This is a genomic window from Sphingobacterium thalpophilum (genome assembly GCF_038396785.1).
Taxonomy (GTDB): Bacteria; Bacteroidota; Bacteroidia; order Sphingobacteriales; family Sphingobacteriaceae; genus Sphingobacterium; species Sphingobacterium thalpophilum_A.
The window spans coordinates 3,106,395-3,121,968 of record NZ_CP151087.1 but is presented as its reverse complement, the minus strand read 5'-3'; the positions used below and the strand labels follow the sequence as shown (position 1 = coordinate 3,121,968).

The 15,574-nt window shown below is 38.6% G+C and carries 15 protein-coding genes and 1 riboswitch; of the genes, 8 read left to right on the top strand and 7 right to left on the bottom strand.

What is annotated here, in order from left to right; translation table 11 throughout:
• Position 1 precedes the first annotated feature (1 nt).
• From AACH28_RS13840 to groL, 5 genes are all read left to right on the top strand, one after another.
• Positions 2 to 517: an LptE family protein gene (locus tag AACH28_RS13840; RefSeq protein ID WP_075990818.1), complete on the top strand. Its 516-nt coding sequence runs from the start codon at positions 2 to 4 to the stop codon at positions 515 to 517.
• 13 nt (positions 518 to 530) lie between these two features.
• Complete coding sequence (locus AACH28_RS13835; RefSeq protein WP_336835469.1) at positions 531 to 1,601, top strand: hypothetical protein; 1,071 nt, start codon at positions 531 to 533, stop codon at positions 1,599 to 1,601.
• Positions 1,602 to 1,613: 12 nt separating this feature from the next.
• On the top strand, positions 1,614 to 2,027 hold the full coding sequence (gene secG, locus AACH28_RS13830) for a preprotein translocase subunit SecG (RefSeq protein ID WP_120333071.1): 414 nt from the start codon (positions 1,614 to 1,616) through the stop codon (positions 2,025 to 2,027).
• Between the two features lie 301 nt (positions 2,028 to 2,328).
• Positions 2,329 to 2,604: a co-chaperone GroES gene (groES, locus tag AACH28_RS13825; protein WP_028070710.1), complete on the top strand. Its 276-nt coding sequence runs from the start codon at positions 2,329 to 2,331 to the stop codon at positions 2,602 to 2,604.
• 165 nt (positions 2,605 to 2,769) lie between these two features.
• Positions 2,770 to 4,407, top strand: coding sequence for a chaperonin GroEL (gene groL / locus AACH28_RS13820; RefSeq protein ID WP_070561631.1), 1,638 nt, complete (start codon positions 2,770 to 2,772; stop codon positions 4,405 to 4,407).
• Between the two features lie 61 nt (positions 4,408 to 4,468).
• On the opposite strand, the gene AACH28_RS13815 is transcribed toward groL, so the two are convergent.
• The 5 genes from AACH28_RS13815 to AACH28_RS13795 form a co-directional block, all read right to left on the bottom strand.
• Complete coding sequence (locus AACH28_RS13815) at positions 4,469 to 4,843, bottom strand: hypothetical protein (protein WP_341830755.1); 375 nt, start codon at positions 4,841 to 4,843, stop codon at positions 4,469 to 4,471.
• Between the two features lie 56 nt (positions 4,844 to 4,899).
• Positions 4,900 to 6,600 (bottom strand): gamma-glutamyltransferase, encoded by a 1,701-nt coding sequence (gene ggt, locus AACH28_RS13810; protein WP_341830754.1) that lies wholly within the window; start codon positions 6,598 to 6,600, stop codon positions 4,900 to 4,902.
• 62 nt (positions 6,601 to 6,662) lie between these two features.
• Complete coding sequence (locus tag AACH28_RS13805; RefSeq protein ID WP_075990824.1) at positions 6,663 to 6,989, bottom strand: nucleotide pyrophosphohydrolase; 327 nt, start codon at positions 6,987 to 6,989, stop codon at positions 6,663 to 6,665.
• Positions 6,990 to 7,005: 16 nt separating this feature from the next.
• Positions 7,006 to 7,464 carry a D-aminoacyl-tRNA deacylase gene (gene dtd, locus AACH28_RS13800; protein ID WP_075994611.1) on the bottom strand — a complete coding sequence of 153 codons (459 nt, stop codon included), beginning with the start codon at positions 7,462 to 7,464 and terminating at the stop codon, positions 7,006 to 7,008.
• Between the two features lie 140 nt (positions 7,465 to 7,604).
• On the bottom strand, positions 7,605 to 10,040 hold the full coding sequence (locus AACH28_RS13795; RefSeq protein WP_341830753.1) for a TonB-dependent receptor domain-containing protein: 2,436 nt from the start codon (positions 10,038 to 10,040) through the stop codon (positions 7,605 to 7,607).
• A gap of 54 nt (positions 10,041 to 10,094) precedes the next feature.
• A riboswitch (TPP riboswitch) is annotated at positions 10,095 to 10,220 on the bottom strand.
• A 228-nt stretch (positions 10,221 to 10,448) separates the two neighbouring features.
• Here AACH28_RS13795 and AACH28_RS13790 point away from each other — a divergent pair.
• From AACH28_RS13790 to AACH28_RS13780, 3 genes are all read left to right on the top strand, one after another.
• Positions 10,449 to 11,624 carry an amidohydrolase family protein gene (locus tag AACH28_RS13790; protein WP_075990826.1) on the top strand — a complete coding sequence of 392 codons (1,176 nt, stop codon included), beginning with the start codon at positions 10,449 to 10,451 and terminating at the stop codon, positions 11,622 to 11,624.
• Positions 11,625 to 11,742: 118 nt separating this feature from the next.
• On the top strand, positions 11,743 to 12,024 hold the full coding sequence (locus AACH28_RS13785; RefSeq protein ID WP_341830752.1) for an acylphosphatase: 282 nt from the start codon (positions 11,743 to 11,745) through the stop codon (positions 12,022 to 12,024).
• 44 nt (positions 12,025 to 12,068) lie between these two features.
• A complete protein-coding gene (locus AACH28_RS13780) occupies positions 12,069 to 13,538 on the top strand; it encodes a polysaccharide biosynthesis C-terminal domain-containing protein (protein ID WP_341833118.1) in 1,470 nt (489 codons plus the stop codon).
• Between the two features lie 67 nt (positions 13,539 to 13,605).
• On the opposite strand, the gene dusB is transcribed toward AACH28_RS13780, so the two are convergent.
• Positions 13,606 to 14,601 carry a tRNA dihydrouridine synthase DusB gene (gene dusB / locus AACH28_RS13775; RefSeq protein WP_046674816.1) on the bottom strand — a complete coding sequence of 332 codons (996 nt, stop codon included), beginning with the start codon at positions 14,599 to 14,601 and terminating at the stop codon, positions 13,606 to 13,608.
• 185 nt (positions 14,602 to 14,786) lie between these two features.
• On the bottom strand, positions 14,787 to 15,569 hold the full coding sequence (gene trpC, locus AACH28_RS13770; RefSeq protein ID WP_075990828.1) for an indole-3-glycerol phosphate synthase TrpC: 783 nt from the start codon (positions 15,567 to 15,569) through the stop codon (positions 14,787 to 14,789).
• Between the last annotated feature and the right edge of the window lie 5 nt (positions 15,570 to 15,574).

The following is a 15,574-nucleotide window of genomic DNA, read 5'->3' as shown; positions in this document are numbered from 1 at the left end:
GATGTTGTCAAGAAAAATTTTATATGCTTTCCTCACCACAATCTTTTTGTTTGTAATGAATAGTTGTGGGGTAAAATATGGATTTACGGGTGGATCCATTCCTGAGGGAATGAAAACAGTCAATATTCAATATTTCGAAAATATAGCTCCTTTGGTTTATCCGACGTTAAGTCAGAATTTTACGGAGGCACTGAAAGAGCGTATCCGTAACCAATCTCGATTGAGTCAGGTGAATCAAGACGGTGATGCTACCTTTGAAGGATTTATTACAGAGTATTCGATAAGTCCGGCAGCTGTTGAAGCCGGGACAGATCGTGCAGCTATGAATAGATTGACTATTACAATCAAGGTTGCCTATCATAATAAAATTAATCCGAAGGATGATTTTGAACAGCCATTTACGCGATTTAAAGAGTTTGCAGGAAATCTTCAAAGTGCACAAGAAGAGACCTTGGGTAAAGAAATTATTCAAATGTTAACTGAGGATATATACAATAAAGCGTTTGCTAATTGGTAATTCTATTTCCAAGATGAATCTTAATATATCATTATCCAATAACGAGCTTTTTTTTCAAGCAATCAATCATCCGGACACTGTGGCGGAAGATGTTGTTTTAGCATTGATTGAAAAATATCCGTATGCCCAAAGCCTGCGATTTGTTTATGAACGTAAAGTTTTTGGCAAGCATAGTTCAGTTCAGAATTTATCGTCTACTTTGCTCTATGCATCTTCTCCGAGTTGGTTGTATGAATTTATGCATTGTAAATCGGTGGCAGAGCCTGATGCAATAATGCCTTCAGATGAATTTCTAGTGGATGGAGCACTTCGCGACGATGATGGGATTGTCGAAATTAAAGCTGAAAGCGAAATTGTTGTTGAACCAGTTTTATCCAAGGTGGAAGTTGATGAATTGGATCGTTTGATTCAAGCGGGGGTTGCAAAAGATTATTTTCGGTCAAGCGATCAGCAGCAAGAAATTATTGCCGATTCAGAGGAGTCTGCACTAGTAGCACCTGTTCTATCGGAATCTGTTGCCGAAATAATGGATGATGGTCAAGAACGTGTTTCGGTCTATGATGATGATACCATGCCATACAGTTTCTTATGGTGGTTGCATAAGACGAGATTAGAATATGCTGATACCTATCAGCCCTATGTTAAATCCCCATTAGGGCCAATGAAGCCCTCCAATGACGATATTGCTAAAATTCATGAAAAACTAGATACTCAGCTACTCGATCAACAGATCCGGGAGAATATTTTTCATTTACAATCGCCTGAAGCAAAGTTGAGTGATGAGGTTAAAACGACAATCTCTTTTCAAATACCGCGTAAAACTGATGAGGTGATCGAAAAGTTTATTCGTGAGGAGCCTATGATTCAGCCTTTACAAGCGGAAAAATTAGACTTGGAGAATAAAGCTAGGAAAAGTTCGGAAGATCAACATACACTTGTTACCGAAACGCTCGCAAAGATCTATGTGGAACAAGGCTTATATCCAAAAGCAATAGAGGTTTACAAAAAATTAGTTTTGAAATATCCAGAAAAAAATGCTTACTTTGCGGCACGCATAACAGAATTAGAAAAGAAATTAAATTAATAACATAAAGAGATGCAAGGATTATTAATCGGTCTAATCATATTAGCTAGTATTATTTTAGCGTTTTTGGTTTTAATCCAAAATCCAAAAGGAGGTGGTTTGTCATCTGGTTTTTCAGGTGGAACGAATCTTATGGGAGTAAAACGTACAGGTGACTTTTTGGAAAAAGGTACTTGGATCATGGTTATTGCCATTATGGTATTTAGCTTAGGTGTAAATATTATTGGCACATCACCAAGTACATCTAAAGGTGGATTGGGCGGTCAAATTGAAGCGCCTAAACAACAAGGTCCATTGAATTTGGGTACTGGACAACAACCTGCTGGTACTCCTGCGGGACAAGGGCAAGCTGCTCCGGCTCAATCGCAAGAAAAGGCCCCAGTGACTACACCGGCAACAAAACCAGCAGAAGAAGCTAAGAAATAGTTATCAATAAAGAATTATGAGCCCCGTTTGTTTCACAGACGGGGCTTTTTTATGTCGGGTATTTTGTCTAAGGCCGACCTGTACCGTTAATTTTATTGGGATGTCTGTCGACGGAAGTAAGACTGGCAGACCGCGAATGACAGTGTGACAGCAAAATGAATTTTTGTCGATGGAGATATTAACTTTTCTGTGAAAAATTGTCTTATAAGCTGCTTTATTTACAATTGGCATAAAAGATGATGGGTTTATAACGATTATAACATAAAAATAAATTCAATAACAGATAAAAAGTAAATTAATTATGGCATTAAGTATCAAACCTATCGGAGACAGAGTAGTAGTAGAAGCTGCTCCAGCAGAAGAAAAAACAGCTTCAGGGTTGTATATCCCCGATACAGCAAAAGAAAAACCATCTCAAGGTACAGTAGTTGCTGTAGGTACAGGTAAAGTTGACGAACCGTTAACTGTGAAAGTTGGTGACAAAGTATTATACGGAAAATACGCAGGTACTGAAATTACTTACGAAGGAAAAGAGTACTTAATAATGCGTGAGTCTGATATTTACGCGGTTATCTAATTAATAAGAAGAGGTTATTTAAAAAGAGCTTACTGGCTCAATTAAGAATTCAATAGGTTATTTTAATGAAGCTTTAAAATTAGACGTATTAAAGATAGAATTTATTTACAGTTCAATACTAACGTCTGATGATGCTTCTTGGAAATACTAAATACTCATAAAAAAATGGCAAAACAAGTAAAATATAACGTTGAGGCTCGCGAGGCCCTTAAAAAAGGTGTAGATACTTTAGCGAATGCAGTTAAAGTAACATTGGGTCCTAAAGGACGTAACGTAATTATTGAGAAAAAATTTGGTGCTCCAGTAATTACTAAAGATGGTGTTTCGGTAGCGAAAGAAATCGAATTGAAAGACGCTTTAGAAAATATGGGTGCACAAATGGTAAAAGAAGTAGCTTCCAAAACGGCTGATCAAGCTGGTGATGGTACTACAACTGCTACGGTATTAGCACAAGCAATCGTTGCTCCAGGTATCAAATCTGTGGCTGCAGGAGCTAATCCAATGGATCTAAAACGTGGTATTGACAAAGCTGTTGCAACTGTGGTTGCTAACTTGAAATCTCAATCTCAAGAAGTTGGTCAAGACAATAATAAAATCAAACAAGTTGCTACTATTTCAGCGAACAATGACGAAGTAATTGGTGCTTTGATCGCTCAGGCAATGGAAAAAGTAGGTAACGACGGTGTTATCACTGTTGAAGAGGCAAAAGGTACTGAAACAGAAGTAAAAACTGTGGAAGGTATGCAATTTGACCGTGGTTATTTATCTCCATATTTTGTGACAAATTCTGACAAAATGGAAGCGGAATTAGATAACCCATACATCTTGATCTACGACAAGAAAATCAGCAACATGAAAGAATTGTTGCCTATCTTAGAGAAACAAGTTCAAACTGGTAAACCATTATTGATCATAGCTGAAGATTTAGATGGTGAGGCATTGGCGACATTAGTGGTTAATAAAATCCGTGGTTCATTGAAAGTTGCTGCTGTTAAAGCTCCAGGATTCGGTGACCGTCGTAAAGCAATGTTAGAAGATATCGCGATCTTAACTGGTGGTACTGTTATCTCTGAAGAAAGAGGTTTCAAATTAGAGAATGCTGAATTATCTTACTTGGGTCAAGCTGAAAAAGTTCAAGTTGACAAAGATAACACAACTATTATCAATGGTTCTGGTAATGTAGAGGATATCAAAGCACGCGTTGCTCAAATCCGTTCACAGATCGAAACAACAACTTCTGATTACGATCGTGAAAAACTACAAGAACGTTTGGCAAAACTGTCAGGTGGTGTAGCTGTGTTATATGTAGGAGCGACTACTGAGGTTGAAATGAAAGAGAAAAAAGACCGTGTTGATGATGCTTTACATGCAACTCGTGCAGCTGTTGAAGAAGGTATTATCGCTGGTGGTGGTGTTGCGTTCATTCGCTCAACTGAAGCTTTGGTAAACCTTAAAGGTGACAACGAAGATGAGCAAATCGGTATTGACATTATTAAACGCGCTATCGAAGAGCCATTACGTCAAATCTGTAATAACGCTGGTATCGAAGGTGCAGTAATCGTTCAAAAAGTGAAAGAAGGAACTGCAGATTTCGGTTACAACGCGCGTACAGACCGTTACGAAAACTTAATCGCTGCTGGTGTAATTGATCCAACTAAAGTATCTCGTGTAGCATTGGAAAATGCAGCTTCAGTTGCTTCAATGTTATTAACTACGGAGTGTGTATTAGCTGACGAAGCTGAAGAAAACCCTGTAGGTGCTGGTGCTCCTCCAATGGGTGGCGGTATGGGTGGAATGATGTAAGATTCATCCTTATAAAAAAAACCTGTTATCTTAGATAACAGGTTTTTTTTATGCCTTGTACTTAATGACGCCTTCTATATTTCTCGTAATAATGATCGTACTCTCGAGGTGAATAATTATGTTTAGTACCCCATTCCTGCAGCTCGTCATTAAAAAAATGTAACCAATATTGACGAAATCCTGAGGCTGAATCTACTGGATTTTCAAGTTGATGAGTATTATATTCGTATATTTCTAAGATGCCTTCCTGATACTTCTTAGCAGCCACAATAGCATCTGGTTTTCCAAGCTTTTGAATAACTTGTGCTTTGGTCATACCAACTTGTATCTTTGTAAGATCAGGCCCTTGAAGTATTTTGCAGTTTGAAAATAAAATCAACGTAAATATAGTCGCTAATGTTGCTCTGAAAATCCTGTTGTAGTTCCTTTGAATCATAATATGTTATTTCTTGTAAGATAGGGATTGCATCAAATAGTTTAATCATTTTTAATCTAATAACCTTTCGCTGTATCGTCTCCACGTGGATCGGCTCCTGTCTGTAATTTACCATTTGGTAAGACAAGTATATTCTCCACACGGCCGATTGCCCCTCTCGGATTTATCGTATAGCCATCTTTTGTCAATTGGCCACGTAAATTGGCATTGATAGCGTTATTTTCGACATCAATGCGATCAGGAAGCCATTGATGATGAAATCTTGGCAGGCTCACTGCCGATTGTGCATTTTGTCGGAAGTCAATAACGTTGAGGATAGTCTGAAAAACAGAGGTAATGATGGTTGATCCCCCGGGGGTTCCCACAACCATGAATAGTTTGCCATCTTTTTCTACAATAGTGGGTGTCATAGAGCTTAGCATTCTTTTGCCGGGCTGAATCTCGTTCGCTTTTTCCCCTGTAAGCCCATACATGTTTGCGACACCGGTCTTCACAGAGAAATCATCCATTTCATTGTTTAGGAGAAAACCTGCGCCGGCCACAAATATTCCCGAGCCATAAGAATCATTGAGTGTTGTTGTAATGGATACTGCATTCCCTTGCTCGTCTACGATATTGAAATGTGTCGTTTGTTCACTTTCATAGCCAGGAATGACATCTGCATTGACATCTTTGCTTAATGTCGCTTTACGGAAATTGAATGAATTGAGTTTATGTGCATTTGAGCTGGAGTCAATAAGCTGTTGGACGGGTACCCTAATAAAATCAGGATCTCCTAAATATTTGGCCCGATTGGCATATACATAGCGTTCAGCTTCGACCATGACACGAATGGTTGAATCGGTTTGAAAGCCCCAGCGTTGAAGTGGAAACTGTTCGACTGATTTGAGCAAGGCCAAAAGAGATGTTCCCCCACTCGAAGGCGGCGGCATGGAAATAACTTTGTGCCCCCTGTAATTTGTGGAAATTGGGGTACGCCAAATTGCCTGATAATCCAGTAAATCTTGATGATTGATAATGCCTTTCCCTTTGTCCATTTCGGCAACAATTAAGTCGGCCGTTTTACCTTTATAGAAGCCGTCTCGCCCTTCTATTGCGATTCTTTCCAGCGTTTTCGCGAGTTCCTCCTGGATAAATGGGTCAGCTGTTTTCCAAGCTGTGGTTTTGATAATTGCAGCACCAGAGGGATTCAGCTTGACAAAACGATCTTTATGGCTTTCAAACTCATTGGCTTGTCGTTGACTGATTTTAAAACCTGTTCTGGCGAGCTGTATTGCTGGGAGTACGAGATCTTTCCATTGCAACTTGCCGTACTTTCTGTGTGCTTCCCACATACCGGCAACAGACCCAGGGATGCCTGAGGCCAATTGACTGTAAAGACTCAACTCAGGAATAACATTACCTTGGGCATCGAGATACATATCCCGGGATGCTTTTTGAGGAGCTTTCTCACGAAAATCTAGGGCATCTAAATTACCCCGATGATCGCGATAGAGCATAAAGCCGCCGCCGCCAATATTTCCTGCATTTGGATAAACAACTGCCAAAGCAAATTGCACGGCAACTGCAGCATCTATTGCATTTCCACCTTGTTTTAAAATCTTTACGCCGACTTCTGAAGCCAAAGGATGCGCTGTGACTACGGCAGCCTTATTAAAAGTACTGGCCTGCTCGACCTTAGAATTTAGCTGTTGTTTTGTCGCACAAGAGGCAAGGCATATGCTCGCTATGAGCGAATAGGTTATGAATTTATACATCGTATTCGATTTAAAACTTTAAATATTATCTCAAAGAGTTGTACAAACAATACTATCTCCAATTATTTAAGTTTTTCGTTGTTTTTATGGCGGTCGGCATCCCGAATTGATTTCTTTTGAAGATTTTGTTCCAGAGCTTCTGTTAGATCAATTCCCGTTTGATTGGCAAGACACATCAAAACGAATAATACATCGGCCATTTCATCTGCTAAATTGACTTCTTTGTCTGATTTTTTGAAAGATTGCTCTCCGTATTGTCGAGCCATTATTCGAGCAACCTCACCGACTTCTTCCATGAGTATGGCGGTGTTTGTCAGTTCGTTGAAATAACGTACTCCGGTACTATTGATCCATTTGTCAATAACCTCTTGTGCTTCTTTAATTGTCATCTTTTTCAATAAAAAATTAAAAGTTGTCCTTATCTTTTGTATCCATGACGATGGTAACTGGACCATCATTCAGTAGGTCGATTTTCATATCTGCTCCGAATATGCCAAGTTGAACCTCTTTTTGGAGCAATTGACTTAACAATAAAGCCATCTCTTCATACATTGGTTTGGCTTTATCCGGTCTTGCTGCTCTGATAAAAGAAGGTCTGTTTCCTTTTTTTGTTTGAGCAAAGAGGGTGAATTGTGAGATGAGTAAGATATTTCCGTCTATGTCCTGTATCGATTTATTCATCAGGCCCTGTTCATCCTCGAAGATGCGTAAGTTGATGAATTTCTGTCCTAACCATTTCAGATCTTCTGTTGTGTCAGCTTCTTCAACTCCTAATAAAATCATTAAACCCTTCTGGATCTTGCCTGTAATCTGATTATCTACCGTACAAGAGGCGTTTTTCACTCGTTGTATAACTGCGCGCATAATGAAAAGTATAAAACCAAAGGTAAAAATTCCGATTGTTAAACACGATGTAATGTGCAATTTATCCGCCATATTAAATAAAAAACGTCTCTTGCTTCCTCAGGAAAAAAGAGACGTTTTTTTATTTAAATAAATTGTTTCTAAAATTTGAAATTCAAGCCCAATAGGAAATTTGTTGGTGCTTGTGGGAAATAGAAATTATAATATTTTCTGGTATCACCTTCCATCCAACCGAAGGTGTAGCCATTGGCTTCGTACTTTTCGTTTAAGATGTTGTTGACCTGTAAAGTTGCACTGATGTTTTTGATACCTAATGCTGTAAAGCTATAGTTTGCTAACAGATTGTTGACAAAATAAGAAGAAATGCTCCTCTCTTTCGCCGATGAATTATCTAGATATTGTGTTCCTACAAATTTGGATAGAAGAGAGAATGTAAGTGACGTTATCGGACTATAAGAAAAATTACTTGACAAAATCGTTCCCGGAGATAAAGCAATGTTTGTTTTTGAATAAAATATCCTTGTATCACCGATTACCTCTTCAAAGTCTTTAATTTTATTTTGGCTGAAACTAGCTGTTGCTTTCCAGTTGAACTGTTTGCTGATGTTCCATGATCCATCGAATTCAAGCCCCATTCTATAGCTATCTTTGACATTTTGTCGAATTGGAGAGCCAGTATCACTGATTTCGCCTGTTGGGATCAACTGATCTTTGTAAAACATGCCATATCCATTCAATCCGATGTTGAATTTTTCATTTGTAAAACGATAGCCAAATTCGATGTCCTGCATTTTTTCCGGGGTAGGGTCTGGTAAGGCGCTATTTTTCTCTATAAAATCCTTGCGAACAGGTTCTTTTTGTGCAAAGGCATAAGAAGCGTATACATTTGAATGGTCATTTAGCAAATAAGTTGCACCAGCTTTAGGGTTCAAGAAATTAAACTTAGGATGATAATTATAATTTTTCACCTTATCATCATCACCATACATGTGGTAATCTACATTCCGATATTGAATATCGGCCATTAATATCCACTTGTCTAGTTTGTAATCGACCTTTAAGAAATTACTGAAATCATTTTTTTGTGATTTCCCGAAGTAATATTTGTCGTCAAGAAAACCGGTTGATGCATATTGTGCCCAAATCACCTGGCCATAATGTTTTCCTTTGTATTGATTATAAGCTCCACCCCAAGTAATTTCAAGCTGATCATTCGGTCTGTAATTTAGGGCATAGGTCACGCCATAAAAATAATTATCAAGCCATCTCCTACGGACGAGATCTGTTTTTTGTATGGTATCTTTACCAATGATGACGTTAGGCAAACCGTATTTACTTAGTTTATCTCCCGGTCTCATTTCTTCATAGTAACCATAACCTCTTGTATAGTGTAGGGCTGTATTGAGTGTCAATTTGTCGTTCAGGATATTGGTATAATGAAGTTGATGATGTTTCTGCGTATAATTATCTGTTTGATTTTGATACGTATATAGATTATAATTCCGGCCAGCGTTCATGAAACGATCCTTCTCTGCGCCCGAGATTTCGAGTGCATTATCTGCATAGTCATCCATGCGCGATCGATCGCCAGTAATCAATGGTTCAGGAACGCCATTCCAGGCTTGATATGTCTTTTCTTTTCCCCAGAATACAATTCCTTTTAAAATATGTTTCTTGCCATAATAGCCTCCATCCACATAGAAAGACTGTAAGTCTGAACTACCTCTCTCGATATAACCATCGCTACTGATTCGAGATAATCTGGCATTGAAGGCAAATTTGTCGTTAATTAGTCCGGTACCTACCTTGACTGTATTTTTCCAGGTATTGTAGGAGCCAAATGAATTGTTGAGTTCTGCGTAAGGGGTTTCGACTAACGTATTGGACTGAATATTTAATGAGGCTCCAAATGATCCGGCACCATTCGTCGAAGTCCCAATACCACGCTGAACTTGGATGCTCTCAGTAGAAGAGGCAAAGTCGGGAAGGTTTACAAAAAATGAACCCATACTCTCCGCATCATTTAAAGGGATTCCATTTAATGTTACGTTGATTCGTTGATTATCCGATCCCCTGATTGTCATTCCGGTATAACCTATGCCTGCACCGGCATCGGAATTGACCTGCACGGATGGAGTCTGATTTAAAAGGAATGGGATATCCTGGCCGAGGTTGCTACGCGTTATTTCTTCTTTGGAGATGTTTTTAAAGGTTGTAGGAGCATTTCTTTTGGCACGGGTAGATTGAACAAGCACCTCTTCCATTTGAATTGTACTAGGTTCTAACGCTACCGTAAGCTCCAAATTGTCTTTAACATCCACATTTTGGCTCCATGTTTTATATCCAAGAGAAGATACCTGGATCTGGTGCTTACCTGTATTGATACGATATAGTTTAATCAGCCCATTTTTGTCCGATTGGCCAGCAAAGGATGCTTGTCCATCTATGGATATGGAAACATACTGTAAGGGGGTCTGATTGGTATTGTCTACAGCTTTAATTGTCAGATTGTGTTGCGCAATGGCAATTTGGCTTGAAATAGTAGCTAAGGAGCTACAAATCAAAAATTTGATCATGGTAATGTATTTTGTTTGAGTTAAACAAATCATAGCAAGGGGTTACTATGACCGCACTATTTAACTAACCTCTCCCTACGCCAGCATTATCTGGATCAGGTGTACAGAATTTAATCTGTTGGGTATAATCTCAGCCTTTATTTGTGTTCCTGACAAAACAAGGCACCCCTATTCGATGCTGCGAATATATAAATTTAAAATTGAAATGAAGTATAAAGAAGTAATTTATGACAAATGAAAAAGAGCGGATTTGCGGTATTATTTCTTTTTGGTTAAAAATTTGTGCAAATTGTTGTTTTTGGTATTTATTGTTCTTTTTAGGTACCTTGGCATGAATTTTTCTACTAAAGGTATGTATTCATACAGGTCAAAAAATTTTAGTTACTAAATTGATAGTGAGGAGATAAAATGTTAAAATATTTAAGCGCTAATTATATTCTGCCGATTACTTCAATGCCAATAAAAGACGGTATTGTTTCGGTAGATGAGGAGGGGGTAATTCAAGGTATCTATGACCCAACTTCATTTACACCTTCAGATAAAACGAAGGTTGAGAGATATGAAGGAGTGATAATTCCAGGTTTTATCAATGCACATTGCCACATTGAATTGTCGCATATGAAAGGTATTGTTCCTAAAGGTACGGGGCTTCCGAGCTTTCTCAGTAAGGTGATGACAACGCGGTCGGCATCGATGAAAAAAATAGATGACGCTATGGCCAAAGCCGATCGAGATATGTACGAAAATGGTATTGTCGCAGTCGGAGATCACGCCAACACTGATAATTCTTCAAAATTGAAGGAAGATTCACAGATATTATATCACACATTTGTGGAGGTGCTCGGAATTGAACCTGAAGAAGCTGACTTTAAGTTAAAGGAGGCTAAATCGTTGACCCAAGAGTTTAGGAATGGGCATGTATCCATTACTCCGCACGCTCCCTATTCTTGTTCGAAGGTCCTTTTTAAAAAATTCAAGAAGATGGTTCCGGAAACAAATATTATCAGTATTCACAATCAAGAAAGTGAAGAGGAGAATAAACTGTTCCGTTATAAAATGGGTGAGTTCTTGGACTTTTATAAAAGTATAGGAAAAAATGCTGATGCGATTAAGGCGCAGGCAAGAAATTCGATTCAGTCTTATCTTCCTTATTTGCCTTATCCAAATAAATTATTGTTGGTTCATAACACCTATACCTCTCTTAAAGATTTGGATTTCGTAGAACGTATGGATCGTGATGTGATGTGGTGTCTCTGTCCAAAGGCCAACCTTTATATTGAGGGAACATTGCCAAAGGTTCAGAATTTTATGAATGCCGGACAGCGTTTAGTAATCGGAACGGACAGTTTAGCTTCAAACGATACATTGTCCATTTTGGAGGAGCTAAAGGTATTGCATGCGCACTTTGAGGATCTGGATTTCTTGCAGACTATTCAATGGGCTACAATCAATGGTGCTATCGCGTTGAACATTGAGGATGAATTTGGCTCCCTTGAAGTGGGTAAAAAACCTGGGATTGTGTTGTTGCAAGGTATGGAACACATGCGCCTAAATGAAGATGTTAAGGTAAAACGTTTAGCGTAGTATTTAATTCCCCAAAACTTCTGTACTTTTGCTCTTATTGAACCGTCCATGACTATAATAACGAAACTATAGTCATGGTAAGTTCCATCTAACCGATGGAAGAAAAAATAAGTTACAGATGAAACATTTGAATATTTCAATAAGAGGTAAAGTACAGGGTGTCTTTTTTAGATTGACAACCAAGGCGGTTGCAGATCAAGTCGGTGTTAGAGGCTTTGTTGTCAATTTAAAAGATGGTTCTGTCTATATAGAGGGCGAGGGCGACGATTTTGCGCTAGATTCACTATTGGAGTTCTGCCAAGAAGGACCCGAGGGTGCAATCGTTGAAAGTGTTGAGGTAAAGGAAGGCGAAATGAAGGGCTTCTCCTATTTTGAAGTAGTTAAAAGAGTTCAATCTTAAGTCTTTTCGCCTTGTCAGTACTTAAAAAATTCGCCGGACAGACCATGATTTATGGCCTGAGTACGATTATAGCCCGTATGCTGTATTTCGTCATGACGCCATTGTATGTCCTCAAATATCCACCTGCGTCCTACGGAATATTTACTCATATGTACGCCTGGGCATCCATGATCAATGCCGTTTTGGCATTTGGTATGGAAACAACTTTTTTTAGGTTTCTCCAAAAAGTCGAAGAAAAGGATAAAAAGCAGGTTTTCAATAACAGTTTTATCGTCATTGCCTCTTTGGCAACATTATTTTTTATTACGGCCATAGTCTTTGCTGGCACTATTGGTAGCTGGTTGAATAAGGGAACTTACAATGCCGATTACGAGAGCTATGTGAAGTATTTCGCCCTCATATTGGCATTGGATGCTTTAGCTATTGTTCCTTTTGCGAAATTGAGATCGGAGGGAAGGCCTATTCGATTTGGTGCTATTAAATTGGCCAACATCGGTATTATGGTTATGCTTAACCTATTCTTTATTGCGCTAGTTCCCTATCTGATAAAAGATGGTGGTGCTTTGGGCACTTGGTGTTCCGGTTGGTATAGAAATGAATGGATAGGTTATGTATTTATTTCTAATATTGTGGCAAGTGCAGCAACCTTTCTATTACTCCTTCCTGAAATGAGGGGTTTCTATTTTAAACCGGAAAAGCAGCTAATCTTAAAGATGCTATCGTATAGCTTTCCGATTTTAATTGCCAATATTTCTTATATCATCAACGAAAATTTAGATAAAATTGTGTTGCCAATCTACCTGCCTAAGGATATTGGGGATCGCGATTTGGGGATCTATGGAGCCGTTGGAAAATTAGCAATGTTTCTGAGCATTTTTGTTCAGGCTTTTCGATTGGGCGCCGAACCATTTTTCTTTTCTTATGCAAAAAATGCTAATGCAAAGAAGACCTATGCATTGATTATGGAATATTTCGTAATTGCCATGATGTTAGTTATGCTGGGGATTACAGCGAATATTGACTGGCTGAAGTATTTTATTAAAGGAAATGTGGAAACTCGTGACTTATATTGGTCTGGACTTTTCATCGTTCCGCTATTACTATTCAATTATGTGCTGTTGGGCATCTATATGAATCTTTCGGTATGGTATAAGCTTTCTGACCAAACACGTTACGCTTTGTATATTTCATTGGTAGGCGCAGGAATAACCATCGTTGCGAATTATTATCTGATTCCTAGATACAGTTATGTTGGAGCATCAATAGTCACATTTTTAGCCTACTTTTCTATGGTGGTGCTATCTTATGTATGGGGACAAAAACATTATCCTATACCTTATAAATTGGGCAAGATCCTGATGTATATAGTTGTAGGAATATGTTTCTCCTATCTATCCTATTTTGTATTTAATCATAATACCTTCGTTGGTAATGGGCTTTTGATTGCTTACATTGGAGGTGTATTTCTGATGGAAAGAAATCAGCTCAAGCGATTCATAAAGAAAGACGCTTAAACGAAAAAAGGTCGTGCTAATGTTAACTTAGCACGACCTTTTTCTTTATAAATCGTAGACTTCAGGATTATACCATTTCTGCCGAGAAATTGTGTTCAATTTCATGAAGTACCTCAAGAATCTCTGCCTGGCTTTGAAGGCTAACCAATTTCATTCGGTGTTCTTTAAAGTTGGGGATTCCTTTGAAGTAATTCGCATAATGCCTGCGCATTTCAAAAATACCCAATTTGTCACCTTTCCATTCAATGGATTTGTTCAGATGTGTTCTGCAAACCTCGACACGTTCGGCAATAGTTGGTCCTTCTAAACGCTCACCAGTATTGAAAAAATGTTTTATTTCTCTAAAGATCCAGGGGTATCCGATTGCTGCACGGCCAATCATAATGCCATCCACTTCAAACTCCTGCCGCCATGCCGCAGCTTTTTCGACAGAGTCTACATCGCCATTGCCAAAAATTGGAATCTTGATGCGCGGATTGCGTTTGATATCACGAATCATAGACCAGTCCGCCTGACCTTTATACAGCTGCGCGCGCGTACGTCCATGAATCGCAAGTGCTTTGATCCCCACATCTTGTAACCTTTCGGCAACTTCGTATACATTTTTTGTGTTGTCATCCCAGCCAAGACGTGTTTTCACCGTTACGGGTAGATCCGTAGCCTCAACGACAGCTTTTGTCATTGCAACCATTTTATCGATGTCCTGTAGCAGGGATGAACCAGCTCCTTTACAGACTACTTTTTTAACTGGACAGCCGTAATTGATGTCGATTAAATTAGGCCCTGCTTTTGTGCAGATCTCAGCAGATTGACGCATACTTTCAATATCTCCACCAAAGATCTGAATGCCAATAGGACGTTCATATTCAAAAATATCAAGTTTTTGAATTGACTTTGCAGCATCCCGAATTAAGCCTTCCGAGGAAATAAATTCAGTATACATTAAATCAACACCATTCTGTTTGCACACATAGCGAAACGGAGGATCACTTACATCCTCCATCGGAGCTAATAACAATGGGAATTTACCCAAATCAATATTTTCACCAATCTTGACCGACATCTTCGATAATTTTTTACAAAGGTACAAAATTTGGCATTAGTATAAAGTTAGCTAACTGTCACGAGTTTAGAGCCGATTTTTGATCTCTTCAGATCCTGTCGAACGTTGACCGTTCGAATCGCTAACCCCGCCAAATTCAGAGTTAAGTGAAAGTATAGTCTTCCTAACGTCAGGGTTTGATTTCCTTATATTTCTTTTACAAATTCTTTGATAGCTTGTCCAGGATCGGCTGTCTTCATGAAATTTTCACCAATTAAAAATCCTTGGAATCCAGCTCTTTTTAGAGCTTTAATTGTCGAAGGATCAGATATACCGCTCTCAGACACTTTAATATATTCTGTTGGTATTTTGTTCAGGAGATCATAAGAATGCTGAATGTCGACAGAAAAATCTTTAAGGTTTCTATTATTGACACCAATTGCGTCAATGTCATCGAAAAGATTATCCAACAGTTCCTGTTCGTTGTGCACCTCAAGTAAAACATTTAAACCCAATTGGTGTGCATAGGCTGCAAATTCCTGTATTTCCTCCTTTTTCAGACATGCTGCAATTAAAAGGATGATATCTGCTCCATAAGCTTTCGCTTCGGTGATCTGATATTTATCCACGATGAATTCTTTTCTTAAGATAGGAATGCTAATAGCCTCGCGTGCTTTCGATAGATCTTCTAAATTGCCTTTGAAAAATTCGCTATCAGTAAGAACCGAGACTGCCGAAGCACCTGCCTCCTCGTATGCCTTTACAACATCTTCCACTGCTGAAGTACTATTGATGTCTCCTTTTGATGGCGATGCTCTTTTGTATTCCGCTATAATTCCTGTTTTTTCAGGATCAAGAATAGATTCTCTCAACGATAGACAAGCCACACTGAAATAGGGATAGTTTAATAGTTCCTCAAAAGGAACTAAAGCTTTTGCTTTTTCTACTTCTATTTTTTTTCGTTCAATGATTTTATCAAGTATAGTCATTTTTT

Excerpts from the sequence above, each read along its gene's own strand:
- AACH28_RS13815 (WP_341830755.1), bottom strand. The coding sequence starts at position 4,843 with ATGATTCAAAGGAACTACAACAGGATTTTCAGAGCAACATTAGCGACT.
- AACH28_RS13840 (WP_075990818.1), top strand. The coding sequence starts at position 2 with ATGTTGTCAAGAAAAATTTTATATGCTTTCCTCACCACAATCTTTTTG.
- AACH28_RS13790 (WP_075990826.1), top strand. The coding sequence starts at position 10,449 with ATGTTAAAATATTTAAGCGCTAATTATATTCTGCCGATTACTTCAATG.
- secG (WP_120333071.1), top strand. The coding sequence starts at position 1,614 with ATGCAAGGATTATTAATCGGTCTAATCATATTAGCTAGTATTATTTTA.
- groL (WP_070561631.1), top strand. The coding sequence starts at position 2,770 with ATGGCAAAACAAGTAAAATATAACGTTGAGGCTCGCGAGGCCCTTAAA.
- trpC (WP_075990828.1), bottom strand. The coding sequence starts at position 15,569 with ATGACTATACTTGATAAAATCATTGAACGAAAAAAAATAGAAGTAGAA.
- ggt (WP_341830754.1), bottom strand. The coding sequence starts at position 6,600 with ATGTATAAATTCATAACCTATTCGCTCATAGCGAGCATATGCCTTGCC.
- AACH28_RS13780 (WP_341833118.1), top strand. The coding sequence starts at position 12,069 with ATGATTTATGGCCTGAGTACGATTATAGCCCGTATGCTGTATTTCGTC.
- dtd (WP_075994611.1), bottom strand. The coding sequence starts at position 7,464 with ATGCGCGCAGTTATACAACGAGTGAAAAACGCCTCTTGTACGGTAGAT.
- groES (WP_028070710.1), top strand. The coding sequence starts at position 2,329 with ATGGCATTAAGTATCAAACCTATCGGAGACAGAGTAGTAGTAGAAGCT.
- dusB (WP_046674816.1), bottom strand. The coding sequence starts at position 14,601 with ATGTCGGTCAAGATTGGTGAAAATATTGATTTGGGTAAATTCCCATTG.
- AACH28_RS13795 (WP_341830753.1), bottom strand. The coding sequence starts at position 10,040 with ATGATCAAATTTTTGATTTGTAGCTCCTTAGCTACTATTTCAAGCCAA.
- AACH28_RS13805 (WP_075990824.1), bottom strand. The coding sequence starts at position 6,989 with ATGACAATTAAAGAAGCACAAGAGGTTATTGACAAATGGATCAATAGT.
- AACH28_RS13835 (WP_336835469.1), top strand. The coding sequence starts at position 531 with ATGAATCTTAATATATCATTATCCAATAACGAGCTTTTTTTTCAAGCA.
- AACH28_RS13785 (WP_341830752.1), top strand. The coding sequence starts at position 11,743 with ATGAAACATTTGAATATTTCAATAAGAGGTAAAGTACAGGGTGTCTTT.